Annotated in this window: 29 protein-coding genes; 13 read left to right on the plus strand and 16 right to left on the minus strand. The window is 62.5% G+C overall.

All coding sequences use genetic code 11. The features are described from left to right. The first annotated feature begins 356 nt into the window (after positions 1-356). Positions 357-971, plus strand: coding sequence for a hypothetical protein (locus AC0L2Z_RS18000; RefSeq protein WP_473628914.1), 615 nt, complete (start codon positions 357-359; stop codon positions 969-971). Positions 972-1,005: 34 nt separating this feature from the next. Here the strand turns inward: AC0L2Z_RS18000 and AC0L2Z_RS18005 are convergent, their stop codons facing one another. From AC0L2Z_RS18005 to AC0L2Z_RS18015, 3 genes are all read right to left on the minus strand, one after another. Next, positions 1,006-1,680: a LuxR C-terminal-related transcriptional regulator gene (locus tag AC0L2Z_RS18005; protein WP_473534029.1), complete on the minus strand. Its 675-nt coding sequence runs from the start codon at positions 1,678-1,680 to the stop codon at positions 1,006-1,008. Next, the gene (locus AC0L2Z_RS18010; RefSeq protein ID WP_473628941.1) at positions 1,680-3,083 is read right to left on the minus strand and encodes a sensor histidine kinase; all 1,404 of its coding nucleotides are present in this window, start codon (positions 3,081-3,083) and stop codon (positions 1,680-1,682) included. The genes AC0L2Z_RS18005 and AC0L2Z_RS18010 overlap by 1 nt, the downstream gene beginning before the upstream one ends. Before the next feature lie 277 nt (positions 3,084-3,360). Continuing rightward, positions 3,361-3,675: a DUF3606 domain-containing protein gene (locus AC0L2Z_RS18015; RefSeq protein WP_473628915.1), complete on the minus strand. Its 315-nt coding sequence runs from the start codon at positions 3,673-3,675 to the stop codon at positions 3,361-3,363. 354 nt (positions 3,676-4,029) lie between these two features. Here AC0L2Z_RS18015 and AC0L2Z_RS18020 point away from each other — a divergent pair, with 354 nt between their 5' ends. The 3 genes from AC0L2Z_RS18020 to AC0L2Z_RS18030 all read left to right on the plus strand — a co-directional run bounded on the left by AC0L2Z_RS18020 (position 4,030) and on the right by AC0L2Z_RS18030 (position 5,473). Next, positions 4,030-4,329: a DUF1236 domain-containing protein gene (locus AC0L2Z_RS18020; RefSeq protein WP_027156174.1), complete on the plus strand. Its 300-nt coding sequence runs from the start codon at positions 4,030-4,032 to the stop codon at positions 4,327-4,329. Between the two features lie 326 nt (positions 4,330-4,655). Further along, a complete protein-coding gene (locus AC0L2Z_RS18025; protein ID WP_031256955.1) occupies positions 4,656-4,955 on the plus strand; it encodes a DUF1236 domain-containing protein in 300 nt (99 codons plus the stop codon). Positions 4,956-5,014: 59 nt separating this feature from the next. Continuing rightward, positions 5,015-5,473, plus strand: coding sequence for a hypothetical protein (locus AC0L2Z_RS18030; RefSeq protein WP_419693586.1), 459 nt, complete (start codon positions 5,015-5,017; stop codon positions 5,471-5,473). A 98-nt stretch (positions 5,474-5,571) separates the two neighbouring features. Here AC0L2Z_RS18030 and AC0L2Z_RS18035 read toward each other — a convergent pair whose 3' ends face one another. Next, complete coding sequence (locus AC0L2Z_RS18035; protein WP_473628916.1) at positions 5,572-6,744, minus strand: amidohydrolase; 1,173 nt, start codon at positions 6,742-6,744, stop codon at positions 5,572-5,574. Positions 6,745-6,844: 100 nt separating this feature from the next. Here AC0L2Z_RS18035 and AC0L2Z_RS18040 point away from each other — a divergent pair, with 100 nt between their 5' ends. Next, positions 6,845-7,699 (plus strand): AraC family transcriptional regulator, encoded by an 855-nt coding sequence (locus tag AC0L2Z_RS18040; protein WP_473628917.1) that lies wholly within the window; start codon positions 6,845-6,847, stop codon positions 7,697-7,699. Between the two features lie 57 nt (positions 7,700-7,756). Here AC0L2Z_RS18040 and AC0L2Z_RS18045 read toward each other — a convergent pair whose 3' ends face one another. From AC0L2Z_RS18045 to AC0L2Z_RS18060, 4 genes are read right to left on the minus strand one after another with little or no spacing between them, the layout of a single operon-like run. Further along, positions 7,757-8,311: a nuclear transport factor 2 family protein gene (locus AC0L2Z_RS18045; protein WP_473628918.1), complete on the minus strand. Its 555-nt coding sequence runs from the start codon at positions 8,309-8,311 to the stop codon at positions 7,757-7,759. Continuing rightward, positions 8,308-8,439, minus strand: coding sequence for a hypothetical protein (locus AC0L2Z_RS18050; protein WP_473628919.1), 132 nt, complete (start codon positions 8,437-8,439; stop codon positions 8,308-8,310). The genes AC0L2Z_RS18045 and AC0L2Z_RS18050 overlap by 4 nt, the downstream gene beginning before the upstream one ends. An 11-nt stretch (positions 8,440-8,450) precedes the next feature. Further along, positions 8,451-8,639 carry a hypothetical protein gene (locus AC0L2Z_RS18055; protein WP_473628920.1) on the minus strand — a complete coding sequence of 63 codons (189 nt, stop codon included), beginning with the start codon at positions 8,637-8,639 and terminating at the stop codon, positions 8,451-8,453. A 57-nt stretch (positions 8,640-8,696) separates the two neighbouring features. Continuing rightward, positions 8,697-9,200: a nuclear transport factor 2 family protein gene (locus AC0L2Z_RS18060; RefSeq protein WP_473513706.1), complete on the minus strand. Its 504-nt coding sequence runs from the start codon at positions 9,198-9,200 to the stop codon at positions 8,697-8,699. Between the two features lie 125 nt (positions 9,201-9,325). On the opposite strand from AC0L2Z_RS18060, the gene AC0L2Z_RS18065 reads away from it, so the two are divergent. The 3 genes from AC0L2Z_RS18065 to AC0L2Z_RS18075 all read left to right on the plus strand — a co-directional run bounded on the left by AC0L2Z_RS18065 (position 9,326) and on the right by AC0L2Z_RS18075 (position 11,734). Then, positions 9,326-10,234, plus strand: coding sequence for a LysR family transcriptional regulator (locus tag AC0L2Z_RS18065; RefSeq protein WP_473628921.1), 909 nt, complete (start codon positions 9,326-9,328; stop codon positions 10,232-10,234). Between the two features lie 181 nt (positions 10,235-10,415). After that, positions 10,416-11,222 carry a copper homeostasis protein CutC gene (locus tag AC0L2Z_RS18070; RefSeq protein ID WP_473628922.1) on the plus strand — a complete coding sequence of 269 codons (807 nt, stop codon included), beginning with the start codon at positions 10,416-10,418 and terminating at the stop codon, positions 11,220-11,222. Further along, complete coding sequence (locus AC0L2Z_RS18075; protein WP_473628923.1) at positions 11,219-11,734, plus strand: GNAT family N-acetyltransferase; 516 nt, start codon at positions 11,219-11,221, stop codon at positions 11,732-11,734. Before AC0L2Z_RS18070 ends, AC0L2Z_RS18075 begins: the two co-directional genes overlap by 4 nt. A 91-nt stretch (positions 11,735-11,825) precedes the next feature. Here the strand turns inward: AC0L2Z_RS18075 and AC0L2Z_RS18080 are convergent, their stop codons facing one another. The 4 genes from AC0L2Z_RS18080 to AC0L2Z_RS18095 form a co-directional block, all read right to left on the minus strand. Continuing rightward, a complete protein-coding gene (locus AC0L2Z_RS18080; RefSeq protein WP_473628924.1) occupies positions 11,826-12,623 on the minus strand; it encodes an FAD binding domain-containing protein in 798 nt (265 codons plus the stop codon). Positions 12,624-12,766: 143 nt separating this feature from the next. Beyond that, positions 12,767-15,118 carry a xanthine dehydrogenase family protein molybdopterin-binding subunit gene (locus tag AC0L2Z_RS18085; RefSeq protein WP_473628925.1) on the minus strand — a complete coding sequence of 784 codons (2,352 nt, stop codon included), beginning with the start codon at positions 15,116-15,118 and terminating at the stop codon, positions 12,767-12,769. A 111-nt stretch (positions 15,119-15,229) separates the two neighbouring features. Then, a complete protein-coding gene (locus AC0L2Z_RS18090) occupies positions 15,230-15,724 on the minus strand; it encodes a (2Fe-2S)-binding protein (RefSeq protein WP_077373482.1) in 495 nt (164 codons plus the stop codon). Between the two features lie 264 nt (positions 15,725-15,988). Continuing rightward, the gene (locus AC0L2Z_RS18095) at positions 15,989-16,420 is read right to left on the minus strand and encodes a nuclear transport factor 2 family protein (protein WP_473612713.1); all 432 of its coding nucleotides are present in this window, start codon (positions 16,418-16,420) and stop codon (positions 15,989-15,991) included. Positions 16,421-16,715: 295 nt separating this feature from the next. Here AC0L2Z_RS18095 and AC0L2Z_RS18100 point away from each other — a divergent pair, with 295 nt between their 5' ends. After that, entirely contained in the window at positions 16,716-17,795 is a 1,080-nt protein-coding gene (locus tag AC0L2Z_RS18100) for an FIST N-terminal domain-containing protein (protein WP_473494578.1), read from the plus strand. Positions 17,796-17,803: 8 nt separating this feature from the next. Next, positions 17,804-19,144: an ATP-binding response regulator gene (locus AC0L2Z_RS18105; protein ID WP_473628926.1), complete on the plus strand. Its 1,341-nt coding sequence runs from the start codon at positions 17,804-17,806 to the stop codon at positions 19,142-19,144. A gap of 118 nt (positions 19,145-19,262) precedes the next feature. On the opposite strand, the gene AC0L2Z_RS18110 is transcribed toward AC0L2Z_RS18105, so the two are convergent. Then, on the minus strand, positions 19,263-19,946 hold the full coding sequence (locus tag AC0L2Z_RS18110) for a response regulator (RefSeq protein ID WP_473628927.1): 684 nt from the start codon (positions 19,944-19,946) through the stop codon (positions 19,263-19,265). A 302-nt stretch (positions 19,947-20,248) separates the two neighbouring features. Here AC0L2Z_RS18110 and maiA point away from each other — a divergent pair, with 302 nt between their 5' ends. Together maiA and AC0L2Z_RS18120 are read left to right on the plus strand one after the other, a co-directional pair. Then, on the plus strand, positions 20,249-20,899 hold the full coding sequence (gene maiA, locus AC0L2Z_RS18115; protein WP_473628928.1) for a maleylacetoacetate isomerase: 651 nt from the start codon (positions 20,249-20,251) through the stop codon (positions 20,897-20,899). Between the two features lie 29 nt (positions 20,900-20,928). Beyond that, on the plus strand, positions 20,929-21,969 hold the full coding sequence (locus tag AC0L2Z_RS18120) for a zinc-dependent alcohol dehydrogenase family protein (protein ID WP_473628929.1): 1,041 nt from the start codon (positions 20,929-20,931) through the stop codon (positions 21,967-21,969). A 275-nt stretch (positions 21,970-22,244) separates the two neighbouring features. Here AC0L2Z_RS18120 and AC0L2Z_RS18125 read toward each other — a convergent pair whose 3' ends face one another. Continuing rightward, the gene (locus tag AC0L2Z_RS18125) at positions 22,245-23,108 is read right to left on the minus strand and encodes a DMT family transporter (RefSeq protein ID WP_473628930.1); all 864 of its coding nucleotides are present in this window, start codon (positions 23,106-23,108) and stop codon (positions 22,245-22,247) included. Positions 23,109-23,214: 106 nt separating this feature from the next. Between AC0L2Z_RS18125 and AC0L2Z_RS18130 the strand changes: the two genes are divergently transcribed. Continuing rightward, complete coding sequence (locus AC0L2Z_RS18130; protein ID WP_473628931.1) at positions 23,215-24,618, plus strand: aminotransferase-like domain-containing protein; 1,404 nt, start codon at positions 23,215-23,217, stop codon at positions 24,616-24,618. A 218-nt stretch (positions 24,619-24,836) separates the two neighbouring features. On the opposite strand, the gene AC0L2Z_RS18135 is transcribed toward AC0L2Z_RS18130, so the two are convergent. Continuing rightward, positions 24,837-25,337 carry a MaoC family dehydratase gene (locus AC0L2Z_RS18135; RefSeq protein ID WP_473628932.1) on the minus strand — a complete coding sequence of 167 codons (501 nt, stop codon included), beginning with the start codon at positions 25,335-25,337 and terminating at the stop codon, positions 24,837-24,839. Between the two features lie 230 nt (positions 25,338-25,567). Next, complete coding sequence (locus tag AC0L2Z_RS18140; RefSeq protein WP_473494571.1) at positions 25,568-25,996, minus strand: phasin family protein; 429 nt, start codon at positions 25,994-25,996, stop codon at positions 25,568-25,570. Positions 25,997-26,016 lie beyond the last annotated feature (20 nt).

Raw genomic sequence — 26,016 nt, forward strand, 5'->3', positions numbered from 1 at the left:
CCCTTCCTGCGCCAGCGAGACCCACCGGTTCTCCCCCTCGAGACTGGTGGGTCTTGACACAGCCCGATGATGGCGAAAGCCTGATAAATCGGTGCAGTTCAGAAGATTGGCTTGGGCGAAGGATTGACTTGGGCGAATTCGAAATAGGCAGAGATGCAACATAGGGCGTGACGGTAAAAGGATATTCTGGCGTGCTATTGGCAAATTCATTGATCACAAACGCAATACGGCCGCAGCGCCCGAAGCATTGTGAGACAAGAGTTCTCGCCGGTGCGCGGCCTGCCCGGCCTCAATCGCAGCGCAGTCTCAAATCTCTTCGAGGGCTTCGCGTCGCCATCTGCCTGAGCGCATCGGCCTTGGTTCTCGTCGTCAGCCCCTACCGTGTGGCACAGGACGGCCTGTCCCTGACGCTAAGCCCACAGGCCGCCTGGGCACAAGGGAACTCTGGGAACGCTGGGAACTCAGACTCCGGCAACTCTGATTCCGGCAACTCCGGCTCCGGCAACTCCGGCTCCGGCAACACTGGCTCCGGCAACTCCGGCTCCGGCAACACTGGCTCCGGCAACTCTGGCTCCGGCAACTCAGGAGACACTGAAAGCCCCGACAACTCTGGAAACGCTCCTGGAAATGCCACAGACCCTGGAAATGCCACAGACCCTGGAAATGCCGCAGCCCCACAGGCCACGGACCCGAACGGCAATGCGAACAAAACAAAAGCACTGAACGTCACTCCCCCGACAAATCCGGCTACCGCGCTAAATCCTGGCAACAAGCCCAAGACGTATATCAACGTGACCACTGGAGACCGGATCGAGGTGCGCGGGGCAAGCGTGGGTGTGGTGCATTCCAACGGGCTGAGCGAGCGCATCGACGGCGGCCATTACGAGATGCGCGATGCCATGGGCCGCACCATCATTCGGCGGCAGGCAAAGAAATCCGATCGGGCAAGACTGCTCCGGATGATCGAGTGATGGCGCGTTCCACAGGCCGCAAGGCTGTCTTGCTTCATGCAGGATCGCGGACAGGCGGATGCTGATGCTCGGTCGCGTCGCGCAATGTCATCGCGGCTTCGGTCCGGTTGCTCACATTGAGCTTGGCCAGAATCCGCGTCATGTGGTGCTTTATGGTTTTCTCGTGCAGGTTCAGCTGAAGACCGATCCGCTTGTTGCTCAATCCCGCGGCAACGAGCGTCAGGATCTCTCTTTCGCGACTGGTGAGTTCGGCCAGAACGTCGGGTTTCTCGATCGCGGTTGGTTGGCTGGACAGGTCGACCAACACGCGCGCCGACAATTGCGGACAAACATACCGTTCGCCCATCGCCACCGTGCGCAGTATGGCGGCCAGGGTTCTCGATCCGACACCTTTTAGGACATAGCCTCTTGCCCCGCTCTGCAAGGCGGCCATGACGTGCTGGTTTTCCTCCGAAACGGTCAGCATCACGATTTTCAGATCCGGGTGCCGCTCCAAGGCCGGCCCGACTGCGCTGAGGCCCCCTCCAGGCACTGAGATGTCCATCAGCAGAATATCGAGCTGCTGGTCTTCCGATATCCGCAAGGCGTCATCTCTACTGCTGCCTTGGGCAACGATCTCGAACCCGCCGATCTGCTCGAGGGTGCGCACAACGCCTTCCCTGAACAGCGGATGGTCGTCGACAATGGCGAGCTTTATGGCCGCTGCCATCACGCCTGTCCTATTTCGACTGTGTTGAGAACCATTTTCACCACCGTGCCGTTCTGTGAAGATGTTACATCAAATTGGCCGCCGAGGCTTTCTACCCGCTCACGCAGCCCGATGAGCCCCAGCCGTTCAGGATGGATGATCTTCGGGTCGAAACCTGGGCCGGTGTCGGAAACCTCGATAGAAACGCGCTCCCCGTCGAAATGTTTCGCGACCGATTGATCGGCACCCCCGGCATGGTGAAAGCCGTTGTTCAGCGCCTCCTGAATGAAGCGAAAGATGCAGATCTTGGCCGCTGGCGACAAGGGTGTGTGGCTCCCGGTCATGGACAGCATCACTTTGACGCCGGTCCGCTCTTCGTGCGCTCGCACGGCAAGCTCGAGGATTTCCGTCAACTCGGCATTCTCGACATGCGGCAGCATAAGACCCTTGCTGACATTCCTGATTTCTCGCATCGCATCGTCCAGATTCGCTTTGACCACCTGCAATTCCCGTGCGCGCGCCGCAGCCGGCGTGGCCGGATCGGTCAGCACGGGGCTGTCAATCCCCAGCGCAGCGAGGGCAACCAGTTGCGCCGGCCCGTCGTGCAGGTCCGCGCCGATTCGCCTGAGGTGACGTTCGTTAAGTGCCGTGGCGCGCTGCGAAGCACGTTGCACCCGCAGCCTCAACATTCTGTTTTGAGCGACCAGATCGGAAAGTTCGGCAATACGCTGCTTCAAGGAGCGGCTCTGGGAACGAATCGTGCGGCTGCCACGAAAAACGATTACCGAAAGCCCGAGGAAAAAAACCGCGGTGACTGCTGCGACATCGAACCAGGTCCGAACGAGTGCCTGCCGGAGATCCTTTTCAAAATCGGTGGCGATCTCGTCGAATTCCAAAACAGCCACGACTTCGCCCGACCACGGCTGAAGCATCGGATTATAGATTTCAAGAAGATGCAGGCTACTGTCCCTCTCAGCCTGGTTATCATAGTCCCAGTCCAATTCAGCAACCATGTCGCCGGCGAATGCGGCCCGGAGATTGTCGCTGAGTGGAAGGCGCTTCCCGACCAAATTTTTATTGGTTGAATAGAGGATGGTGCCATCGCGGCGCCAGAGCTTGAACGATTCGAGCCTTGTGCCGAGTGCGCCTTGTCCCAGCGTTTCATCCAGCGCGTGCGCAACGCTCTCGTCCAGCATCTCGCTCCTGCGCATGTCGGGAAGCAGCGGCGCGATGACGCTGTCGACGTAAAGAGCGGTAGAGGCGGCCGAGTTCCGGGTGACCGCGGCTTCAATCTGGCTTGTCACGGACATTCCCACCACGATCATCGCCGACAGCGAGAACAGCCCGCCGGCGAGCAGAAACTGAGTGGCCAGCGACAGTGCATTCCACCGATCGAGCAATCTTGTCGGTCTGTATGGCGCCATATCTCCACCGGCCCGGTCGGCGGCGCGTCGCGCCAGCGGCACGATTCGAGAGAACCAGCCAATCTGTCGTCGAACGACGCTAAATGACGCCATCTTTGATCTGCACCGATCAATAACAAGGGAACTTAGGGCTTGCGGGCTGGACGAAAACCGCGACCTTGCGATTTTTTGCGCAAGCGCCACTGCCATGGTTGAGCGAGGCAGCAAATATGACTCCTCAACCACGTGCTGCCGGCACCGGTCGCCCCTGGCAGCGCGACGGAAGGTGCGGCGTCTTTCACTTCCGGTCGCGCAATGCTCTCACCGCTTGCGTAAGGGTCACCCGATCGTTGCCGTTCTTTTTGATCAGCCTGCTGACCTGGCTGGGCGAAACGCCATTTTCTCGCGCGAAATGCTCCACCTCGTAATACTGGTCCACCGAAAGGCGGTCGAGAAACGATCGATCTTTGTTGTTGTCGTCCATTTCCGTTTTCCCACTAAAGCTCGTTTGAACATTGGACGCAAACGAGGGACCACCCGCCAAATCGAGGAATGGCGGGTGGTCCCTTATCGGCGCAGGAAGGGACTTAGCTGCGCAGATATCTTCGTCCATCAGCCACATCGTTAAGTCGGTCGTTCATCAGCTGACGACTATTCCAATTGCCAGGAAGGCAATGGAGACAGCGAAGACCGGTGCAAGTAGCCAGCGGGCTTGGTGAACACTATTCTCCAACGATTCCTCCCGTGACGCACGGCGAGCAACGAGTGCTGGCAGTCGTGGTTCCGGGCCACACGCCATCGTCGCCCTTTGCGCACGACAATTCAGACTTAGGTCCATCGGCACGGCGTCTCTGGTAGGACCGATGCCCAGCCGCGGAACGTTTGCAGCTGTCTCGTTGTTGAAGGTGAGCTTGGCGCGACGAAGATGCGTCCCAGCGCAAGACAGCTCATCAGGAAGGAAAAACTTATGAGAATGCATCTTTCCACTGCAGCCGCAGGATTTCTGCTGCTGGCAAGTGTCGGCGCCGTGGCTGCCCAGGACGTGATCATCCAGCCCGAACAGGAGACCGTCATCAGGGAGTATGTGAAAAAGCAGCCGCTCGCCTCGGTGAACCTGCTTGGCGTGGAGCTCAATATCGGCTCGGCGCTGCCCGAGACGGTCGAGCTTCATGAAGTTCCCGACGTCCAATATCGCTACGTCGTCGTCGACAATCGGACCGTTCTTGTCGATCCAGGCACACGCAGGATCGTTAAAATCATCGATTGACTGAAATAGCCTGGGGAGGAGACGCCCGCCGCTTGGACGCGGCGGGCCGTCTTGCCGTTCCGCTGTCGGCTACGGTTCAAAGCGCCTACGGTTTCATAGCGCCCATGGTTCATAGCAATTGAAGCGTGCAGTCGGTGCGCCCCGAAACCCGCGGCATCGTCCTTTGGGCGCGACGCGTCAGACTTAGGTCCTAGGCAAAGGCCTGCCGAATCGGACCGAAGCCCAGCTAAGGAACGTCTTGCGGCTGCCTCAAGTTTGGGTAAGCAAGGCGCTGATGCCGTCCAGCGCAAATGGGCTTACAAGTCACAGACATAAAGGAGGCAGTTATGAGAATGCATCTTTCCACCGCAGCCGCGGGCCTTTTTCTGCTGGCCAGCGTTGGCGCTGTTGCCGCTCAGGACGTGATCATCGCGCCTGAACAGGAGACCGTGATCAGGGAATATGTGAAAAAGCAGCCGCTCGCATCCGTGGAACTCCCTGGGGTGGAACTCAATATCGGTTCAACGATACCCGAGACGGTCGAGCTTCACGAGGTTCCCGACGTCGAGTATCGCTACGTCGTCGTTGACAATCGCACCGTTCTTGTTGATCCGGGCACACGCAAGATCGTCAAGATCATTCAGTGACCTGAACGCGAGGGGATGAGACGCCCGCCGCTTCGAAACGAGCGGCAGGCGACTATGCGATGGGCAGTGTCAAAATGCGAACAATCAGCAGGCTTTTCGATTCCCGCGACCAGGCAGCGCGTGCCGTTGCCGCGCTTCAGGCGGCAGGAGTTTCTCAAGAACAGATCAGCGTCATCGGACCTTACGACGACGAAATCAGGGCTGTCCTGCGTGGTCCGGGCGGAGCGGCGCTTGGCGCGGCCGCTGGTCTGTTAATCGGCCTGGGTGCTTTTGAGGCCACGGGCATTGATCCTGTCGGAGCGGTGGCTGGCCTAACCCTCGTCGGTGGGGCCTGCGGCGGCCTTGCGGGTGGGCTTCTCCAGGCATCTGCCGATGTTGCCAAACAGCCGGGTGAGCCGAACGTTGAACAAGGCGTCATTTTTGTGATGGCGCAGGTCAATGAAAATCAGGCCGATACCGCACAGGCAGTGCTGGAAAATCCCGTCCGCGTAACGCAACTCGTGGCCACAGCCGGCTGAGATGCGTCGGATCGCGCCTGACTCCTTCCCGGCTTATCGTCCACGAATCGCATTCAGATCGATTTTCCCGCTGAGCCGTCAGTTTTCGCTCTGACGGTTCACGAGGCGGGAAGCGTCTGCTCGACCAGATTGACGTAGTAGCGCAGCACGGTCGGCACGATCTCGTCATTGAAGACGTAGCGGTCGCCGTGCAGGCCCCCGCCGGGCCCGACATCGCCGACGCCGATCCACGCGTAGCAGCCGCCTGCCTCGCGGATCATGAAGGCGAAATCCTCGCAGCCGAGGCTCGGGCTGAACTCGGTCGAGACGTTCTCGCTGCCGACGGTGGCGGCGGCTGCCGCGATGGCGCGGGCCGTGGCGTCAGCCGTGTTGATGAGCGGCGGATAGCCCTTCTTGTAGTCGAGCGTGGCCTTGAGCGCATGGGCTACGGCAATGCCGTGGGCGATCTCGCCGATCAGCTTCTCGCAATGATCGGAATGACCGGGCTCGAAAAACCGGCAGGTGCCTTGCAGCCAGACCTTGCCCGGCACGATGTTGCCGACATTGCCGCCGTGGATCTGGGTGAGGCTGACGACCAGCGCGGTTTGCGGATCGACCGAGCGGCTGACGATGCGCTGAACCGCCTGGACAAAGGCGCCCGCGGCCAGAATCGGGTCGTCGCCGAGCTGCGGCATGGCGGCATGCGCGCCAAAACCCTCGAAGGTCAGCTCGAAATTGTCGACGGCCGCCATCTGTGCTCCAGCGCGAGCGGCGATCGTCCCCTGCTCCAAGCCCGGCCAGTTGTGGACGGCATAGATCGCCTCGATCGGGAAACGCTCGAACAGGCCGTCTTCGATCATGCGCAGGCTGCCGCCTTCGTTTTCTTCGGCTGGCTGGAAGACCAAGTAGACGGTGCCGTCGAAGGCGCGGGATTGGCTGAGCAGTCTGGCCGCGCCGAGCAGCATGGCGGTGTGGCCGTCATGGCCGCAGGCGTGCATCACGCTCTCGTTCCTGGACGCATAGGGCAAGCCGGTCCTTTCTGCGACCGGAAGCGCGTCCAGCTCGGCGCGAAGGCCGATGGCGCGTGTGCCCGTGCCGCTGCGCAGGACGCCGACGACCCCGGTGCCGCCGATCCCCTCATGCACCTCGTCGAGGCCGAAGGCGCGCAGTTTCTCGGCAATGAAACGCGCCGTTTCGTATTCCTTGAATCCGAGTTCGGGATTGCAATGGATGTGGTGCCGCCAGGCTATGACCTCTGGAGTCAGAGCGGCGATCGGGTCATTATGCAGCATGATGCTCTCCTTCCAAGCCGCAAAGGGCGGTTTGGATCGCGATTAGAAGGTCGCACAACAGGCGTCTTGAACCAGATTGACCGCTGCAGGGACAAAAGCCGTGGACGCGACAGAGACCAGGAAATACTGGCGCCATCCCTGCTTCCCTGAGCTTGGCCTGTTCAAGGCGCGCTTCACGCAGCATCGCTACGAACTGCACACGCACCCAACCTATGTGATCGCGCTGATCACGGCTGGCTGCGAACGCATCCGCATCGGGCGCCACAAAATAGTCGCTCCGGCAGGCACCATTGCTGTCGTCAATCCCGAGGAGTGGCATGACGGGGAACAAGGTGCGGATGAAGGCTGGGCCTACCGGACGTTTTATCCCCCGGTGCCGCTGATGGCGGGCCTCGCCCACGAGCTGGGCAGGGCTGACGCTCCGGTCTTCTCACGTCGGAATATCGAAGACAGCGATCTCGCCGCAGCGTTGATGGCAGCGCACCAGAGCTCGATCTCACCGGACGCGACGCAAGCCGAGACGTCGCTGCTCGTCGCCTTGAGACATCTCATCGTTCGGCATGGCGATTGCAGCGGGCGGGTAGAGGAGATCGAAGGCTCGGGATCGCGACGGAGGTTCTCGCTCTACGAGGAGCTTGTCGAAAGCGACCTTGACTCGCAGCTCGACCTGCAGCGGCTTGCCGACGCCGCGTCCGTCACCCGATTTCAGGTCATCCGGGATTTCAAGAAGGCGATTGGCCTGACGCCTGCAGCCTATATCCGCGACCGGAGACTGCGTCGCGCCAGCTCCTTGATCGAACAGGGGCTCGGCCTCGCCGAGGCCGCCATTGCGTCAGGTTTCGCCGACCAGAGCCATCTTTCCCGTGCGTTCCGGACCATGCATGGCATGACGCCGGGCATGTTCAGGAGAGGCAAAGCTCCCGAACCAAAACGAGTTCACATCGAAATGAAATGATCGGGCAGTGGCCGGACCACCAATGTCGGCGCCGATTCCCGACGCAAGCTTGCGTTGTCATTTCGCCGCCGCCTCCACCCGGTCCGCAGCGGCGGCCAGCACGGCGCGGTCGCCCTCCTCGTATAAGCGATGGATCGAGATGGCGCTGACGCGCCAGCCTTCGGGCGTCCGCACCAGCCGGTGCAGATAGCTGGCGCCGACCGTCCAGAACCGCGTGTCGATCCAATGGGTAGCGCGAACATGGCTGCGCGCGACCGCGTCGTTGCCCGCGCCTTCGACAACGATGTTGGTGATAAGGTGCTGGGTGGCGTCGAAGCCCGGTAGCAGGCCTTGCCACTGAGCAATCAGCGCGTCGCGGTCGCTGGTCGCGACCTCGCCACCGAAAAGGCTGGTATAGTCGGTCGTGACGCGGGTCGTGAAATAGGATTTTACCCGATCCCATTCGCGCAAATCGGCATAGAGGCCGATCCCCGCCACCGCCTCGGCCATGGCGGTCTTGTCTTCGCTCGTCAGCGCAGCCGTGGACTGCATGGTGCTCAAGGCGGGCAGAGCGGCAAGCGTCGCGGCAAGAACTGCCGAGGCCGAAACAAACCGGCGGGTGACGGGGCTCATTGTCCCGCCTCCCCTGCACTGCCCAGCGTGGCGCGGAAATGCGCGGCAACGGCGTCGCTCGCCGACTTCACCGGCGCAGCGCGGTCGTAGAAGTCGAACTGGGTGACGTTGTCGAGCCACAGCTCCATCCAGGCGCCGGTCACGACCAGCGCGGGTCGAGGTCTCGCCAGGTCAGATCCTCGGGCAGATAGAGATCGCCGACGATCTGCTCACCGTGCGAGGCGAAAGCAACGCGCTCGACGCGCGATGCGGCAAAGGCGCTTGAGTCGAGGGCGCTTGAGCCGAGGGCTGCGGCGGTTGCCGTGGCCAGCGTCAGGATTTTCAACATCGTAAATCTCCTTTGGCCTGGAGCGAAAGCGCGGCGCGACGGATTAAGGCCGCCGTCTCAGCGGTCATCCGCCAGTCGGCCGGGCAGTGGCTTCAGCTTGTAGTGCGTCCAGTAGAAGGTGTCCGACTGGTACATGTCGGTCAAGAAATTCTGCGCCTCGGTGATCTTGCCGTCCTTGATGCGAAACATCAGGGCGAAAAGCTGGTCGATCTCGGGACCCGAGCCGACGTTGGACCAGCCGCGATGGATGTCGACGACGAGATCGCCCTGCGCCTGGAAGAAGATCGGCTCAGCCCTGAATTTGCCGTCGGCCAGGCCACGGAAGAAGGCGACCACTTCCTCCGGCCCGCGCTTGTCGCCGGCTAGCGGATGGTGGCCGGGAATGCGCCACACGATGTCGGCCGCCAGGAAGGGCCGAACCGCCTCCGGGTTCCCGGTCGCATAGGCTGCGTAATAGTCCTTGATCAACTGGATGTTGCGGTCTTCCTGCGGGCCGCCGTTGGCGGGGGCGGCGGACACCGCCAGGAGAGCGCCGGCGGCGAGCGAAGCGAGCCTGGTCATCGGTCCTGTCTCCTTGCCTTTCGGGCCGTCGCGACAGCGAAGCCCGTTCGTCGGGCCAACATGACGCTTTTGGTTCACCGGAAAAACCCGTAGAGTCCGACAAGGCTATTTGGAATATCCTCACAATGCGACTCGACCAGTTCAGCGGCATCGTCGCCTTCGTGAAGGTCGCGGAGGCAAAAAGCTTCACCCGCGCCGCCGCCGAACTCGGCGTCGCCCCGGCCTCGCTCAGCGAGGCGGTCAAGGGCCTCGAGGAGCGTCTCGGGGTGCGGCTCCTCAACCGCACGACCCGCAGCGTCGGCCTGACCGAAGCCGGCGCCCACTATTTCGACCAGGTGCGCCCAGCGACCGAGGAGATCCGGGCGGCAGGCGCGGCACTGCGCGAGACCCGCGACCGCCCCGCCGGCACGCTGCGCCTGAGCCTGCCGTGGATCGCCGCGCCGCTGCTGATCGAGCCGCTGATGGGGCCGTTCATGGATGCCTACCCCGACGTGCGGCTTAGCCTGATTTTCGACGACAATTTCGTCGATATCGCCGCGCAGGGCTTCGATGCCGGCCTGCGGATCGGCGAGCTTCTCGAGAAGTATATGATCGGCGCGCGTCTGGGCGGGCCGTTGCAGACGGTCGTGTTGGGCAGCCCCGACTACCTCGCGCGTAACGGCTCGCCAAATCGACCCGCCGACCTCGCCGCCCACCGCTGCATCGCCTTCGCCTTCACCCGCACCCGCGCCATCTCGCCCTGGGAGTTTGTTGTCGATGGACGCCAGGTCGAGTTCACGCCCGACGCACGTCTGGTCGTGAACACGCTGCCGCTCTGCATCACCGCCGCCGCGCAAGGGCTTGGCCTGGCCTTTGCCGTCGAAGGCCTCGCTGCGCCGCTTCTCGCCTCAGGCGCGCTGGTCAAGGTGCTGGAGCCTTTCTGTCCCACCTACGAACCGCTCCACCTCTATTATCCCAGCCGTCGCCTCGTCCCGCCAAAGCTGCGGGCGTTCATCGATTTCGTCCGCGCCAACGCCCAAAATTTGCGGATCTGATGCGCCGCCGCGAAACCAGCCATGACGCATATCGGCGAGCCGGTCCGGCTCACCCCAGGCGCCGACCATCTGCCGGGTGGCGGCGTTGGGGCAGTTGAAGGCATTGATTGGCCGCATTGCGAACGGCAACGACCCGTCGACCGTTGAGCCAAGAGTTCCGGCTTTCGCGGCACGGAGCCCGATGCTAAGGGCTGCAAATCTTGAATCAGCAACGGATCGCCCTGTGACCGACACCGAACGCCCTCGCCTGCCGCTGATCGAAATCTGCGTCGAAGGCATAGATGGCCTGCTCGCCGCGCAAGCCGCCGGTGCCGACCGGGTCGAGCTCTGCGCCAGCCTCGTCGAGGGCGGCGTCACACCGAGTTTTGGCATGGTGCGCGCAGCTCTCGAACTGGCGACGATCCCATTCCACGTCATCGTGCGGCCGCGCGGCGGCGATTTTCTCTACAGCGACGCCGAGTACCGTTCGATGCTCGCCGATGTGAGCGCGCTGCGCGAGCTTGGCGTCGCCGGTGTCGTCGTCGGCTGCCTGAATGCCGACGGTACCATCGATGAAAAGCGGATGAGCGAATTTGTGCAGGCGGCAGGGCATTTGAACGTCACCTGCCACCGTGCCTTCGACATGACACGCGATCCGGCCGATGCGCTGGAAGCGCTGGTCCGCAGCAAGGTCGGCCGCGTGCTGACCAGCGGCCAGCGCGACACCGCTTTGGAGGGCGCGGCCCTGCTGGCGGACCTCGTCCGACAGGCGGGGAAGCGCATCATCATCCTCGGCTGCGGCGGGCTCGACCCGAACAACATCGCCGAGGTGCGGGAAAGAACCGGACTGACCGAAATGCATTTCGCCGCACTCAAGGACGTGCCGAGTGCCATGCGCTACCGCAATCCGCGGGTTGGCATGGGCGGCACCGACCTCGACCGCGAGTACCGCAACACGGTGACCGACGCGGCGCTGGTGGCGGCGACGATTGCGGCGGCGAGAGCATGATCACGAAGGAAGAAAACAAACGGGCACGCCTGCCGATCGACCGGGTTTCGCCGCAGGACGAGACGGCCATCCTCGCCCTCAACAACGAACACGCGGCCGAGTTGTCGTGGCTTGAGCCAGGACGCCTGTCCTTCCTGCTCGGCGAGGCGTTCTATGCGCGCCGCATCGGCGCGCTCGAAGCCTTCATCATGACCTTCGACCAGGACGCCCGCTACGACAGCCCGAACTTCCTGTGGTTCCGCGAGCGCTATCCGCGCTTCGTCTATGTCGACCGCGTCGTCGTTGCGCAAGAAGCGCGTGGCCGCGGCCATGCCCGGCGGCTCTATGAGGATCTGTTCGACCATGCATTGCGTGCCAGCCAGACCATCGTCACCTGCGAGGTGAATGCCGAGCCGCCCAACCCGGCTTCGGATGCCTTTCACGCCGCGCTCGGCTTCGTCGAGGTCGGTGACGCGGTGATCCACGGCGGCAAGAAGGCGGTGCGCTACTATACCAGGCAGGTAGGGGAGTAGGGCAGTATGGGAGTAGGGAAAGGAAAAATCGTCTAGGCCGGCGAGCAGCGTAACCCACTGCCATACTGCCATACTCCCCTACTCCCCTCCTTCAGGCATTGGCGGCGGCCACTGCGCGCTTGGCCATCACCACGATCAGATTGGCCCGGTAATCGGCCGAGGCGTGGATGTCGCTCATCAAATCATTCGCCGGCACTTTCACTCCGTTGAGGGCGGCGGCGTCGAAATTCGTGGCAAGCGCCGCCTCGATTTCCGTCGAACGAAAGACGCCGCTGTCGCCGGCCCCGGTGACGGCAACGCGGACTCCGTCCGCACCGTTGGCCACGAACACACCGACGATCGCATAGCGCGATGCCGGGTTGCGGAACTTTTCATAGGCCGCCTTGGTCGGCGCGGTGAAGGTCACCGCGGTGACGATCTCGCCGTCCTCCAGCGCCGTTTCGAACAGCCCCGTGAAGAATGCGTCGGCGGCGATCTCGCGCTTGTTGGTGATGATGGTGGCGTCGAGGGCCAGAAGTGCCGCCGGATAATCGGCGGCGGGGTCGTTGTTGGCGATCGAGCCGCCGATTGTGCCCTTGTAGCGCACCGCCGGATCGCCGATCCGGGACGCCATATGGGCGAGCGCCGGACACGCCTTGTTCAGCTTCTCGTCGCTGGCGACATCGTGATGCGTGGTGGCGGCGCCGATGGTGATGGTGGAGCCCGCCACCTCAATGCCTTTCAATTCCTCGATGTGCGAAAGATCGACGAGATCGGACGGTGCGGCAAGCCGCGTCTTCATCGCCGGGATCAGTGTCATGCCGCCCGACAAAAGCTTTGCATCGCCGGTCTCGAGCAGCTTGACGGCCTCGGCGACGGAGGCGGCTCGGTGGTAGTTGACTGAGTACATGGGATTCTCCCGTGCGAGATAGTGAATAGTGAATAGTGAATAGTGAATAGTAGTTAGTAGTTAGTAGTTAGTAGTGAGGTGCCGCCTTAGCGAAGCGCTTTTCTATTCACTATTCACTATTCACTATTCACTACTCACTCCTTTCAGTGTTTCGTTGTCGCCCGGATCGCTGCCCACACCGTGGACGGCGATGCCGGCATGGCGATATCGGTGATGCCGATGGCGTCGGTGATGGCGTTGATCACGGCCGGCGGTGAGCCGATGGCGCCGGCCTCGCCACAGCCCTTGATGCCGAGCGGATTGCCCGGGCACGGCGTGTTCGAGGTCGAGACCTTGAACGACGGCAGGTCGTCGGCGCGCGGCATGGCGTAGTCCATGTAGCTCGCCGTCAAAAGCTGACCGCTGGCATCGTAGCGTGTGCCCTCTAGCAAGGCCTGGCCGATTCCCTGGGCGACGCCGCCATGCACCTGGCCTTCGACGATCATCGGGTTGATGATGTTGCCGAAATCGTCGGCCGCGACGAACTGGACGACCTCGGTCACGCCGGTCTCGGGATCGATCTCGACCTCGCAGAGATAGCAGCCGGCCGGGAAGGTGAAGTTCGACGGATCGTAGAATGAGGTCTCCTTCAACCCCGGCTCCATGCCGCCAGGCAGGTTGTGGGCGGTGTAGGCAGCAAGCGCCATCTGGAACCACGGCACTTGTTTGTCGGTGCCGGCGACCTTCAAGGCGCCGTTTTCGATGACGATGTCGCCCTCGTCGGCCTCGAGCAGATGGGCGGCGATCTTCTTGGCCTTGGCCTCGACCTTGTCGAGCGCCTTGACAACGGCCGACATGCCGACGGCGCCCGAGCGCGAGCCGTAGGTGCCCATGCCCATCTGCACCTTGTCGGTATCGCCATGGACGATGGAGACGCTGTCGATCGGCACGCCGAAGCGCTGGTTGACCAGTTGTGCGAAAGTCGTCTCATGGCCCTGGCCGTGGCTGTGCGAGCCGGTCAGCACCTCGATGGTTCCAGCGGCGTTGACGCGCACCTCGGCACTTTCCCAAAGGCCGACACCCGCTCCAAGACTGCCGACTGCCGCCGACGGCGCCAGTCCGCAGGCCTCGATATAGCAGCTCATGCCGATGCCGCGCAGCTTGCCTCTGTTGGCGGCGTCGGCCTTGCGCTGGGCAAAACCGGCATAATCGGCAGCGGCCATCGCCGCGTCCAGCGAAGCGGCATAATCGCCGGCATCATAGTTCATGATGACCGGTGTCTGGTGCGGGAACGCGGTGATGAAGTTCTTTCGGCGAAGTTCCGCCGGAGACACGCCCAGCTCGCGTGCGGCGGTCTCCATGGTGCGTTCGAGCAGATAGGTGGCCTCCGGCCGCCCTGCCCCGCGATAGGCGTCGACCGGCGCGGTGTTGGTGTAGACGGCGCGCACATTGGCGTGGATCGCCGGGATGTCGTACTGGCCCGACAACAGCGTCGCGTAGAGATAGGTCGGCACGCAGGACGAGAACAGCGACATGTAAGCGCCGAGATTGGCGATGGTGTCGACCTTCAGCCCGGTGATCCTGTTGTCCTTGTCGAACGCCATTTCGACCGTCGAGACATGGTCGCGGCCATGGGCGTCGGTTAGAAAGCTCTCGGTGCGGTCGGCCACCCATTTGACCGGCACGCCGGTCTTCTTCGAGGCCCACAGGCAGATGATTTCTTCCGGGTAGATGTAGATCTTCGAACCGAAGCCGCCGCCGACATCCGGCGCGATGACGCGCAGCTTGTTTTCCGGCGCGACATTGTAGAAGGCGCTCATCACCAGGCGCGCGAGATGCGGGTTCTGCGAGGTCGTCCAGCAGGTATAGTGATCCTCGGCCTTGTCGTAGTGACCAAGCGCTGCGCGCGGCTCCATGGCGTTGGGCACCAGCCGGTTGTTGACGATCTTCATGCGGGTGATGTGGGCAGCCGCCTTGATTGCCGCGTTGGTCGCCGCGCTGTCGCCGAGCTCCCAGTCGAAAATCAGATTGCCGTCGGCTTCCGGATGGATCTGTGGCGCACTCCTTTCGAGCGCCTTCGGAGCGTCGACGACCGCCTTCAGTTCCTCGTAGGCGATGTCGACCGCCTCGGCAGCGTCGCGCGCCTGGCCCTTGGTCTCGGCAACCACGACGACCACCGCGTCGCCGACATAGCGGACCCTGTCGAAGGCCAGCGGCGACCACGCCCCCATCTTCATCGGCGAGCCGTTCTTTGAATGGATCATCCAGCCGCAGATGAGATTGCCGATGCCGTCGGCCTTGAGCTCCTTGCCGGTCAGCACGCCGATGACACCCGGCATGGCCTGGGCTTTTTTGACATCGATCTTCTTGATCTCAGCATGCGCGTGCGGGCTGCGCACGAAGGCCGCATGCTTCATGCCGGGAACCACCATGTCGTCGACATAGCGCCCGGCGCCGGTAATGAACCGCTTGTCTTCCTTGCGCGCTACACGAGCGCCAACACCTTCAATGCCCATCGCAGAAATTCCTCCCGAATTGCTGAAGTGAATGGTGAAGTGGTGAATGGTTGAAGCGTCGAGAAGGTCAGCCAGATCGCACTATTCACCATTCACTATTCACTATTCCCCTCATGCAGCTTGCCTGGCCTTGCCCTTCGAAGACATCGTCTCCGATGCGGCGAGGATCGCCTTCACGATGTTGTGGTAGCCGGTGCAGCGGCAGATATTGCCTTCGAGTTCGGCCCGCACCGTGGCCTCGTCGAGGCCTTCGGGATGGCGGTTGACCATGTCGGTCGCCGTCATGATCATGCCGGGCGTGCAGAAACCGCATTGCAGCCCGTGATGCTCCTTGAACGCCGCCTGCATCGGATGCAGGTCGGCGCCGTCCGCCAGACCTTCGATGGTTACAACGCTCGACCCGGAGGCTTGCACCGCAAGCATCGTGCAGGATTTTACCGCCTTGCCGTCGACATGGATCACACAGGCGCCGCATTGCGAGGTGTCGCAGCCGACATGCGTCCCGGTCAGGCCGAGATTCTCCCTCAAGAAATGAACCAGAAGCGTACGGTCTTCGGCAGTGCCGCTGACCCGCTTTCCGTTCACCGTCAATGATATCTCCGACATGAAACCTCCCTGGGTGCTACCTTGGTCGTTTTTGGCGTCGGTGGTGCCCGAGCCCTCCATCTGTCCGCTATTCTTATACCGCAAAGAGCACGGGAAATAGTGCCGCGGAATGCCGAGATTGCGAGAATGCAGTTCGGCCGAAAATCCGCCTATTGTACTTTCGGTCACGCAAAGACAGGCAAACGGCCGAGCGAAGCGAAACCATGGTCGCCTGGCAATGCCACCTTGCGGCCATCAGCGGCAATGGTGCTGGCCAGGCCGATTTCAGCCGATGCCGTGCTTTCTGAGAACCTCCTGCTCGTCGCCTGACACCCAGCCGAATATTTTAGGCTCTCCGGCCAGTTTCTGCACGAGGTAGTGGACGTCGAAATCGATCGTGACGTCGGTTTGGCCTTTGCGCGCAAAGATCGACGTCCAGGCGACGTGGGCAACGCAATGATGCTCGTCTATCGGCGAAATGCCAACATCGCGTATTCGCATCTCCTTGGTGCCGATCGCTCGATAGCGAGCATAGCCTTGTTCCATAGCCTGCTTGAGCTGGTCGTCGTTCTTCCCGATCATGACGCCGGCAGGCGACGCCGCAATGAAGGCGGAAGCATAGACCGACGTGACTTCGTCCATGTCGGCATCACCGGCGAGGGATTTCCGGAAAAGCCGCTCGTAGCGTTCGAATAGCTTCCTGACCTGGGCGTCCATGGATAACTCCCTTCCGCTGTGGTTTTGGATCTGACGTTTCTGAGCGCCGATGCTGTCAAAAACAGCAGAAAATTCAATTCCGTCATGTTGGCTCATTGCCAAAGTAGCACTTGAAGACAACAATGGTTTCGACGCCGGCGCGACAGGAGCACAAAAAAACAGCCGCGCACAAAAAGAGCGTCGGAGGAAATAGAGGAGGAAGCCGCTGGCCAGTTCACGGACGCGCTATGCATGCGGCCTATCGGTTCTCACCACCGACGAACCCGACGCGGATGCGTTCGCGCGGGCGGTGGCAGTGGAAGCCGCGGCCATCGACGCTGGATTTGCCCTGCTGTTTTTCTCGCAAAGCCTGCTTGAGGCCGTCGCCCTTTCGGAAGCGCTGAACAACCACGCGCCGGCGCTCCGCTATGCCGGCTGCTCGACGGCGGGCGAGATTACGCCCAAAGGCCTGGAGGACGGCCAGGTCATGGCCATGCTGCTTCCCTCCGCATCTTTTTCGGCAGCCAGCACCATGGTCGAAAATCTGTCGTCATCGAGCATGGACGGGATCACCGGCGAAGTCGAGGCGCTGAGGCGTTCGTTACGCGGCCGCGTCGGGCACGAGCGAGCCGACACCACTTTCGCGCTCTGCCTCATCGACGGGTTGTCCTATGCCGAGGAAGCGGTCACCTCCGCCATCCATTGGGGGCTCGACGATATTCCACTGATCGGCGGGTCGGCAGGCGATGATTTGAAGTTCGAGACGACGCGGCTGATCTCGAACGGCAAGGTTGCCTGCGACTGCGCCATCATCGTGCTGATCACCACGGAAATTCCTTTCCACGTGTTCAAGACCGACAATTTCGTCCCCACCGACGAGAAGCTGGTGGTGACCGCGTCCGATCCCGATCACCGCACCGTGCGCGAATTCAACGCCACCAATGCCGCCGAGGAATATGCCGCCTCGGTCGGCGTCATCCCGCAGATGCTGACGCCGCTGAGTTTCGCTTCGCACCCGGTGGTGGTGAAAGTCGGCGGCGAATTTTACTGCCGCTCGATCCAGAAGATGCACGCGGACGGCTCGCTGTCGTTCTTCTGCGCCATCGACGATGGCGTCGTCCTGTCCATCGCCCGACCCAAGAACATGGTTGAATCGACGCGTGCCGCCTTCAGGGATGTCGAGGAAAGGCTTGGCGGCATCGACATGATCCTCGCTTTTGACTGCGTGCTGCGCAGGCTCGATGCGCGCAACCGCCAGGTCTTTCGGGAGATTTCGGAACTCTACAAGGTCAACAACGTCATCGGCTTCGGCACCTATGGCGAGCAGTACCGGTCGATGCATCTGAACCAGACGTTCACCGGCATCGCCTTCGGAGAGCGGCAGGCGGCGGAGTAGGAGGTTTTATGCCGCTCAGGGACATCAACGACCTGGAGAAGCTGAAGAAGATCAACGCAGCCCTTGTCAGCCGCGTCGAGCGCTCGATGGATCAGCAAGGCAACGCGTTCTCGCTGTTCCAGACCGCGATTTCGCTCGAGAATAGAGTGCGTACGCGCACCGAGGAACTGCACTCGACACTGCGTAGATTGGAACAATCCAACATCGATTTGAGCGCGGCCAAGGAAAACGCCGAACTGGCGAACCTGTCCAAGACAAGGTTCCTGGCAGCCGCCAGTCACGACGTGTTGCAACCGCTGAACGCCGCGCATCTCTCCGTCTCGGCGCTGGCCGAAGTGCAGACCAGCGACGAAGGCAAAAAACTGGTCCGGCAGGTCGAGCGCTCGCTGGAGACGATGGAGGATCTGCTCCGCACCCTGCTCGATATCTCCAAGCTCGATGCCGGCGTCGTGCAGCCCGATATCGGCGACGTCAGCTTGGAGGTGCTGTTTTCGTCGCTGCGCTCGGATTTCCTGCCGGTCGCCGAGTTGAAGGGCCTGACGCTGAAATTCCGGCCGGTCAACGCCGTCGTGCGCTCGGACCGCACCTTGCTGCGCCGCATCCTGCAGAATATCCTTTCCAACGCTCTGCGCTACACCCGCTCCGGCGGCGTGCTGGTCGGCACCAGGCATCGCGGCGACACGATCCGCATCGATGTCGCCGATACCGGCTGCGGCATCCCCGACGACCAGCGCGAGGCGGTGTTCGAGGAGTTCCACCGCGGCACGTTCCCGACCGATGCCGGGCTAGCCGGCGGTGGGCTGGGACTGGGCCTGGCCATCGTGCGCCGCATCGCCGCCGCACTCGGCCATCCCGTGACGTTTTCGTCGAAAGTCGGGCACGGCACGATTTTCCACATCGACGTTCCGGTCGGGATCGGCGCCAGCGTCGATGCCATTGCAAGCAGCGCCGACATGGAGCGGCCGCGCGGCTACGGTCTGTTCGGCACAAAGGTGCTGCTGGTCGAGAACGACGTCGAGGTGCTGCAGGCGATGACATCCCTGCTCGAGCGCTGGCAATGCCTGGTGCGCCCCGCCACCTCGACCGATGCCGCGCTCGAGATGCTCGGCGATACGGACTGGGTGCCGGACATCGTCATCGCCGACCAGCATCTCGACGGCGGCGACCTCGGCACCACGACCATCGCCGAGGTCCGCGATTATCTCGGCCGCGCCGTGCCGGCACTGATCGTCACCGCCGACGGTTCGGAGACCGTCGCCAAAGCCGCCCGCGCCGCCGGCATCGAGCTGATGCGCAAGCCGCTGAAACCGGCGCAACTGCGCGCCCTGCTGGCGCATCTCTTGGCTTGATCCCAAAGACATTGGCAGAAGACCGCGACAAGAAAATGGTGCGCTGTCACCGTGATTTCCGTCCCTGGACGGAGAAGGTAAGTTCTCGGTGACGGTTTATTCACCCTGACGGGTACGCCTAAAACCCCGCCTGGCCGCGAAACAGCTCGGCGCTGTCGAGCTTCGAAACCTCGATGACGGCTTGCGTGCGGCTGTAGACGTTGAGCTTGCGCAGGATCTCGGAGACATGCGCCTTGACGGTGGTTTCGCCGACCTGCAGCTCGTAGGCGATCTGCTTGTTGAGCAGGCCCTGGCGCAGCATCTGCAGCACCCGCAATTGCTGCGGCGTCAGTTTGGCAAGCCGCTGCACCATCTCGGCGCGGTCGGTACTGTCGGCGTCCGGCGGCTGGCCCTCATAGGTTTCGGGCACGTAGATCGAGCCTTCCATCACCGAGCGGATGGCGGCGGCCAGGTCGCTCTTGCGCGCCGATTTCGGGATGAAGCCGGCAGCACCATAGGACAGCGCCTCGGAAATGATCTTGGGCTCCTCATGCCCCGAAACGATGACCACCGGCAGGCGCGGATAGCGGGTCCGAAGCTGCAGCAGTCCGTCGAAGCCATGCACGTCGGGCATGCTGAGGTCGAGCAGCGCCAGATCGAACGGCTTGGCGTCCGCCAGGAGCTCGAACGCCTCGGTGATCGAACGCGCCTCGACAGTGTCGACGTCCGGATAGGCCATCTGCACAGCGCTATGTAGCGCCTCGCGAAACAGCGGGTGGTCGTCGATGATCAGAAACCGGGCGCGATCGTTGACTGCGGTCATGGCGTTCGTTTCAGTTCAGGGCAGGATAGAATAGCCCAGTGACCATGGCCAGATTATTGGCAAATAGTACATCGCCACCCTTGCCGAAGGGCGGAGAGACTGTTTCGAAATTCGCTCTGGCGAGTCATATGGTGGTGGTTTCGAGAACCGGCGCGCAGCGGACATTTGGGTCCGTGAGCACCGGAAGCGCAGAAAACGCCATCAGATGGCCGCCAGAGTAGAATTTCCAAACGGTCTCTCAGATGGCAATTTCCGGACCATCATGCCTTGCCCGGTCGTCCAAATCGGCCGAATGTGCAGGGATGAGCGACCTCGTCCTGCATAACTACTACCGCTCCTCCACCTCCTACCGGGTGCGGATCGCACTGGAGATGAAGGGCCTGACCTACCAATATGTGCCGCATCATCTGCGCCACGGCGAGCATCTGGAGCCCGCCTATCTCTCGGTCAATCCGCAAGGACTGGTGCCGGCGCTGATCCTGGGCGATGGCACGCTGCTGACGCAATCGCTGGCGATTATTGAATTTCTCGACGAGACCAGGCCCGAACCGCCGCTTTTGCCGCAGGACGCGCCTGGCCGTGCCCGCGTCAGGATGCTGGCGCAGATGATCGCCTGCGACATCCATCCGGTGAACAACCTGCGCGTGCTGACCTCGCTGCGCACGCTGTTCGGCGCCGGCGACGAGGACGTCGCCAACTGGTTCCGGCACTGGGTGAACGAAGGTTTCCAGCCGCTTGAAAAGATTCTGGATTCCTCGGCCGATACCGGGACCTTCTGCCATGGCGACACGCCGGGGCTGGCCGACATCTGCCTGGCCGCGCAGGTCACCAGCAACGCCCGTTTCGGCGTCGACATAGCGCCCTACCCGACGGTCACACGCATCCACGCCGCCTGCATGGCGCTGCCGGCCTTCCAGAAGGCCGCGCCGGAGAACCAGATCGATGCCGAATAGCAGCGCTATCCAATTATGAGGAATTGACGATGAAAGCCGTTGTCTTCGAAAAATTCGGCGAGGTGCCGATGATCCAGACTGTTGCCGATCCGGAGCCGGCACTGGGCGGCGTTGTCATCAAGGTCGAGGCGACCGGGCTCTGCCGCAGCGACTGGCATGGCTGGATGGGCCATGACGACGGCATCCGTCTGCCGCATGTGCCGGGCCACGAGCTTGCCGGCGTCGTGGTGGCCGCCGGCAGCCAGGTGACCCGCTGGAAGACCGGCGAGCGCGTCACCGTGCCGTTCGCCGTCGGCTGCGGCCGTTGCTTCGAATGCAGCTCCGGCAACCATCAGGTCTGCGAGCACCAGACCCAGCCCGGCTTCACCGGCTGGGGCTCGTTCGCCGAATATGTCGCCATCGACCATGCCGACACCAATCTGGTCCGCTTGCCGGACGAGATGGAATTCGCCACCGCCGCCAGCCTTGGCTGCCGCTTCGTCACCTCGTTCCGCGCCATTGTCGACCAGGGCCGGGTGACACCGGGCGAATGGGTGGCCGTGCATGGCTGCGGCGGCGTCGGCCTGTCGGCGATCATGATCGCCAGCGCCATGGGCGCCAACGTGATCGCCATCGACCTGACCGACGAGAAGCTGGACTTCGCCAAAAAAATCGGCGCGGTGGCGACGATCAATGCCGCCAGGACGCCGAACGTGGTCAAGGCGGTCAAGCAGATCACCAATGGCGGCGCGCACATGTCGATGGACGCGCTCGGCCATCCGACGACCTCGTTCAACTCGATCGCGAACCTGCGCCGGCGCGGCCGCCATGTGCAGGTCGGGCTGATGCTCGGCGATCATGCCAGGCCGCAGATCCCGATGGACAAGGTGATCGCCTTCGAGCTCGAAATCCGCGGCAGCCACGGCATGCAAGCCTACCGCTACCAGGCGATGATGGAGATGATCCGCACCGGCAAGCTGAAACCCGAATTGCTGGTCGGCAAGCGGATCAGCCTCGATGAGGCGCCCGCGGCCTTGATGGCGATGGGCGGCTTCGAAGGCATCGGCATCGGCGTGGTGACGAAGTTCTAGCCGTGCGGCTCCCCGTTCTCCCCTTGTGAGGGCTTTGCACAGAAGAACAAGGTTCCGTCTTCGATTCTGGTTTGTTCGCGTCTGATTCTGAGACGTCTCGTGAACAGAATCTCTGTGCAAAACCCTCCTTGTGGGAGAAGGTGGCCGCGAAGCGGCCGGATGAGGGGTGCTCCAGCTTGGCACCAACAGCACTCCGGCCAGCACCCCTCTTCCGTCTTGGCGCTGCGCGCCAATCCACCTTCTCCCACAAGGGGAGAAGGAAGAAGGGCCGGCGCCTACCGCGCATATTTCTTCGCACCGACCACGCAAAGCACGACGGCGGCGGTGACGGCGATCATGGCGGGGCTTACCTGCTCGTGCAGCAGCATTGCCGCCAGGCCGAGGCCGAAGAAAGGCTGCAGAAGCTGCAACTGCCCGACCGCGGCGATGCCGCCTTGCGCCAGCCCGCGATACCAGAACACGAAACCAATCAGCATGCTGAACAGCGAGACATAGGCCAGGCCGATCCAGGCGGCCTTGCCGACGTTTTCGAGCGACGGTGGCATGGTGATGAGCGTCAGCGCCAGCATGACCGGCAGCGACACCACCAGCGCCCATGAGATCACCTGCCAGCCGCCAAGTTTGCGCGACAGCGTGGCGCCTTCCGCATAGCCCAGTCCGCACACGATGATTGCCGCCAGCATCAGCATGTCGCCAAGCGGCGAGGCCGAGACACTTTGGGTCACCGCAAATCCGGCAACCAGGGCGCTGCCAAGACATGAAAACAGCCAGAAGGCCGGTTTGGGGCGATCGCCGCCGCGAATGACGCCGAAGATCGCGGTCGCCAACGGCAACAGGCCGATGAAGATGATGGAATGGGCCGAGGTGACGTGCTTGAGCGCCAGCGCGGTCAGCAGCGGAAAGCCGACCACGACGCCGAGCGCGACGATGGCCAGCGACAACAGATCCTGCCGTTCCGGACGCTTCTGGCGAAAGACGAGCAGAAGCGCCAGGCCGAGGATGCCTGCCGTGGCAGCGCGGGCGACGGTCAGGAAGGCCGGATCGAAATCCATCACCGCAACCCGCGTTGCCGGAAGCGATCCGCTGAAAATCAGCACGCCAACAAATCCGTTGATCCAGCCGCCCGCCGTCTTGTCCATCGCATGCTCCTGATGTTCTCGCCCTCTATCGGGCCGGACCTATGGCGCCGCCAGAGACAATGAGGTACAGTTTGATGAAACTGTCATGGCAGTTTGAGCAGTACGGATGGACGAGCAGACGACGGCAAATGTGGGCAGCAGGACGCTTGTCGAAAGCGTCATGGCGACGATCAGGCACAGGATCGCCGCGCGCAGCCTGACACCGGGAACACGATTGCCTTCGATCCGGGCTTTCGCGAAAACCATGCAGGTTTCGAAATCCACAGTGGTGGAAGCCTATGAGCGTCTTGCCGCAGAAGGCATCATCCGCTCGCGTCCGGGTTCGGGCTTTTATGCCGCCGGACCGTTGGCTCCCTTGTCGCTGGCCGAGATCGGCCCCAGGCTTGACCGTGCCGTCGATCCGCTCTGGGTTTCGCGCCAGTCGCTGGAAGCCGGCGACGGCGTGCTCAAACCCGGTTGCGGCTGGCTGCCGGCCGCGTGGATGCCGGAGGCCGGATTGCGCCGGGCGCTGCGGACAATGGCACGCGGCGATGATGTCACGCTGACCGATTACGGCACTCCGCTCGGGCTGCCGCCGCTGCGTCATCTGCTCGCCCGGCGCATGGCAGAGCACGGCATCGAGGCGTCTCCCGACCAGATCATGCTGACGGAATCGGGCACCCAGGCCATCGACCTCCTGTGCCGGTTCCTGCTCGAACCGGGCGACACGGTGCTGGTGGACGACCCCTGCTATTTCAACTTCCATGCCCTGTTGCGCGCTCATCGGGCCAAGGTGGTCGGCGTTCCCTATACGCCGTCGGGACCGGATATCGAGCTGTTCGCGCAGGCGCTGGTCGAGCACCGGCCGCGCCTCTACATCACCAATTCCGCGCTTCACAATCCAACGGGTGCAATTCTGTCGCCGGTCGTCGCCCACCGATTGCTCAAGCTCGCCGACCAATCGGATCTGACGATCATCGAAGACGATATCTTTGCCGACTTCGAACACACCCCGGCACCCAGGCTGGCGGCGTTCGACGGTCTTGGTCGCGTGGTCCATATCGGCAGCTTCTCCAAGACGCTTTCGGCGTCGGTGCGCTGCGGCTTCATCGCGGCTCCGCGCGACTGGATGGAAGGGCTGACCGACCTCAAGATCGCCACGTCCTTCGGCAGCGGCAGGCTTGCCTCCGAACTGGTGCTGACGCTGCTGAAGGACGGCAGCTATCGCAAGCACGTCGATTTGCTGCGTACGCGGCTTTCACGCGCCATGGCTGAGACAGGCAGCCGCCTGAAGGCGATCGGCATAATGCCGTGGATCGACCAGCCGACCGGCATGTTCTTGTGGTGCAGACTGCCGGAAGGCGTCGATGCAGCGGAAATAGCCCGCCGCGCCTTGTCGGCCAATGTCGTGCTGGCGCCCGGCAATGCGTTCAGCCTGTCCCAAACCGCCAGCCGTTTCCTGCGCTTCAACGTCGCGCAGTCGGCAGACGAGAGAATTTTCAGGACGCTCGAAGAGGCGATGTCGCATTGATTTTCCCGCACTGTCCCTTCTCCCCTTGTGGGAGAAGGTGGCCTCGCCCACGGGTCTTGCCTCCGGCAAGCCCGAGGACAGGCTCCGCGAGGTCGGATGAGGGGTGTTCCAGCTTGGCACCAACAGCACTCCGGCCAACACCCCTCAACCGTCTCGGCGCTGCGCGCCGATCCACCTTCTCCCACAAGGGGAGAAGGCAAGATGGTGCTTGGCTCTCCTCACGGCCCTGCCCGCCTGCGCCGCCGCTCATAGAGCATGACCAGGGTTTCGGCGGTCAGCGCCGGCTTCTTCTCACCTTCGATCTCAACGATGTTGGCCGCCTTCATCAGATACTGGCCGGGGCCCTTGTCCTCCATGGACAACAGCGTGATCCGCAGCCTGATGCGTGCGCCGGCCCTGACCGGCGCCAGGAACCGCACCTTGTCAAAACCATAGTTGAAGACGGCTTGCGTGTTTTCCGGCACGATGCCCATGTCGAGCGCCAGCGCGCCGATGATCGACAGCGTCAGATAGCCGTGCGCGATGGTGGCGCGGAACGGGCTCTGCCGCTTCGCCCGCTCTGGATCGACATGGATCCATTGGCGGTCGCCGGTGCATTCGGCGAACTGGTCGATGCGGCTCTGGTCGACCGTCGTCCAGTCCGACACGCCAAGCTCCTGCCCTCTCATCGTCCTGAGCTGTTCGTAGGTCGGCGGCGGCCTCAGCCGTATTTGCGTCATTCCTGCTTTCCCGATCGCTTGCCCTGCCTCCGGACCACGAACCGGCCGCCTCTGTCAATTCGCTCGGTGTGTTCCGCCGCGATATCCTCGGCCGGATCGCGCCAGTGCCGGTGTAGAGCTGGCAACAGGATTATCGAGCAAAAGGAACTTTGTGCGCCTCGGCGGGACCAACACCAAGGCTTTCGCCAGCCGGGATGACGACAGAAAAGTCCAGCGGCTTGGGAAACAGCCTACTTCTTGTCGTAGCCGCTGCGGATTTCCTCCATCGCCTCCTTGATGCGCTCGCGCAGGATCTCGACCGATTCGGTGCCGGATTTCCTGGCCAGCTCGGCCACCTCGCCGGCATTCTTCAATGCGGTTTCGAAGGATTTCCTGGCGAACGCCGTTTGCTTGGCCATCAGCTCCCGAGGATCGCCCGGCGCCCTGTAGTCCTGTGCCATGTCGGCGATCTCGTGCAGCGTGTCCTGCAGCATCTCGCGTTGCCTGGAGAGCATCGACGACGCTCCGGCAGCACTTGCCCTGGCCGACTTTTCGAGTGCCTCGAGGTTCTTGCGATGATGGCTGAGGATCGCCTCTACATCGACGTTCGGCAGCTTCAGGTCGCGGCCGAACCTGCCGAACATGTCGATGAAGGTGTCGGATTCCGGTCGCTTTGCCATGGTGGTTTTCCTCTGTTGCT

It is taken from the genome of Mesorhizobium sp. WSM4850 (assembly GCF_055811735.1).

Excerpts from the sequence above, each read along its gene's own strand:
- AC0L2Z_RS18005 (WP_473534029.1), bottom strand. The coding sequence starts at position 1,680 with ATGGCAGCGGCCATAAAGCTCGCCATTGTCGACGACCATCCGCTGTTC.
- AC0L2Z_RS18010 (WP_473628941.1), bottom strand. The coding sequence starts at position 3,083 with ATGGCGCCATACAGACCGACAAGATTGCTCGATCGGTGGAATGCACTG.
- AC0L2Z_RS18015 (WP_473628915.1), bottom strand. The coding sequence starts at position 3,675 with ATGGACGAAGATATCTGCGCAGCTAAGTCCCTTCCTGCGCCGATAAGG.
- AC0L2Z_RS18020 (WP_027156174.1), top strand. The coding sequence starts at position 4,030 with ATGAGAATGCATCTTTCCACTGCAGCCGCAGGATTTCTGCTGCTGGCA.
- AC0L2Z_RS18025 (WP_031256955.1), top strand. The coding sequence starts at position 4,656 with ATGAGAATGCATCTTTCCACCGCAGCCGCGGGCCTTTTTCTGCTGGCC.
- AC0L2Z_RS18030 (WP_419693586.1), top strand. The coding sequence starts at position 5,015 with ATGGGCAGTGTCAAAATGCGAACAATCAGCAGGCTTTTCGATTCCCGC.
- AC0L2Z_RS18035 (WP_473628916.1), bottom strand. The coding sequence starts at position 6,744 with ATGCTGCATAATGACCCGATCGCCGCTCTGACTCCAGAGGTCATAGCC.
- AC0L2Z_RS18045 (WP_473628918.1), bottom strand. The coding sequence starts at position 8,311 with ATGAGCCCCGTCACCCGCCGGTTTGTTTCGGCCTCGGCAGTTCTTGCC.
- AC0L2Z_RS18050 (WP_473628919.1), bottom strand. The coding sequence starts at position 8,439 with ATGGAGCTGTGGCTCGACAACGTCACCCAGTTCGACTTCTACGACCGC.
- AC0L2Z_RS18055 (WP_473628920.1), bottom strand. The coding sequence starts at position 8,639 with ATGTTGAAAATCCTGACGCTGGCCACGGCAACCGCCGCAGCCCTCGGC.
- AC0L2Z_RS18060 (WP_473513706.1), bottom strand. The coding sequence starts at position 9,200 with ATGACCAGGCTCGCTTCGCTCGCCGCCGGCGCTCTCCTGGCGGTGTCC.
- AC0L2Z_RS18065 (WP_473628921.1), top strand. The coding sequence starts at position 9,326 with ATGCGACTCGACCAGTTCAGCGGCATCGTCGCCTTCGTGAAGGTCGCG.
- AC0L2Z_RS18070 (WP_473628922.1), top strand. The coding sequence starts at position 10,416 with ATGCTAAGGGCTGCAAATCTTGAATCAGCAACGGATCGCCCTGTGACC.
- AC0L2Z_RS18075 (WP_473628923.1), top strand. The coding sequence starts at position 11,219 with ATGATCACGAAGGAAGAAAACAAACGGGCACGCCTGCCGATCGACCGG.
- AC0L2Z_RS18080 (WP_473628924.1), bottom strand. The coding sequence starts at position 12,623 with ATGTACTCAGTCAACTACCACCGAGCCGCCTCCGTCGCCGAGGCCGTC.
- AC0L2Z_RS18085 (WP_473628925.1), bottom strand. The coding sequence starts at position 15,118 with ATGGGCATTGAAGGTGTTGGCGCTCGTGTAGCGCGCAAGGAAGACAAG.
- AC0L2Z_RS18090 (WP_077373482.1), bottom strand. The coding sequence starts at position 15,724 with ATGTCGGAGATATCATTGACGGTGAACGGAAAGCGGGTCAGCGGCACT.
- AC0L2Z_RS18095 (WP_473612713.1), bottom strand. The coding sequence starts at position 16,420 with ATGGACGCCCAGGTCAGGAAGCTATTCGAACGCTACGAGCGGCTTTTC.
- AC0L2Z_RS18105 (WP_473628926.1), top strand. The coding sequence starts at position 17,804 with ATGCCGCTCAGGGACATCAACGACCTGGAGAAGCTGAAGAAGATCAAC.
- AC0L2Z_RS18110 (WP_473628927.1), bottom strand. The coding sequence starts at position 19,946 with ATGACCGCAGTCAACGATCGCGCCCGGTTTCTGATCATCGACGACCAC.
- maiA (WP_473628928.1), top strand. The coding sequence starts at position 20,249 with ATGAGCGACCTCGTCCTGCATAACTACTACCGCTCCTCCACCTCCTAC.
- AC0L2Z_RS18120 (WP_473628929.1), top strand. The coding sequence starts at position 20,929 with ATGAAAGCCGTTGTCTTCGAAAAATTCGGCGAGGTGCCGATGATCCAG.
- AC0L2Z_RS18125 (WP_473628930.1), bottom strand. The coding sequence starts at position 23,108 with ATGGACAAGACGGCGGGCGGCTGGATCAACGGATTTGTTGGCGTGCTG.
- AC0L2Z_RS18130 (WP_473628931.1), top strand. The coding sequence starts at position 23,215 with ATGGACGAGCAGACGACGGCAAATGTGGGCAGCAGGACGCTTGTCGAA.
- AC0L2Z_RS18135 (WP_473628932.1), bottom strand. The coding sequence starts at position 25,337 with ATGACGCAAATACGGCTGAGGCCGCCGCCGACCTACGAACAGCTCAGG.
- AC0L2Z_RS18140 (WP_473494571.1), bottom strand. The coding sequence starts at position 25,996 with ATGGCAAAGCGACCGGAATCCGACACCTTCATCGACATGTTCGGCAGG.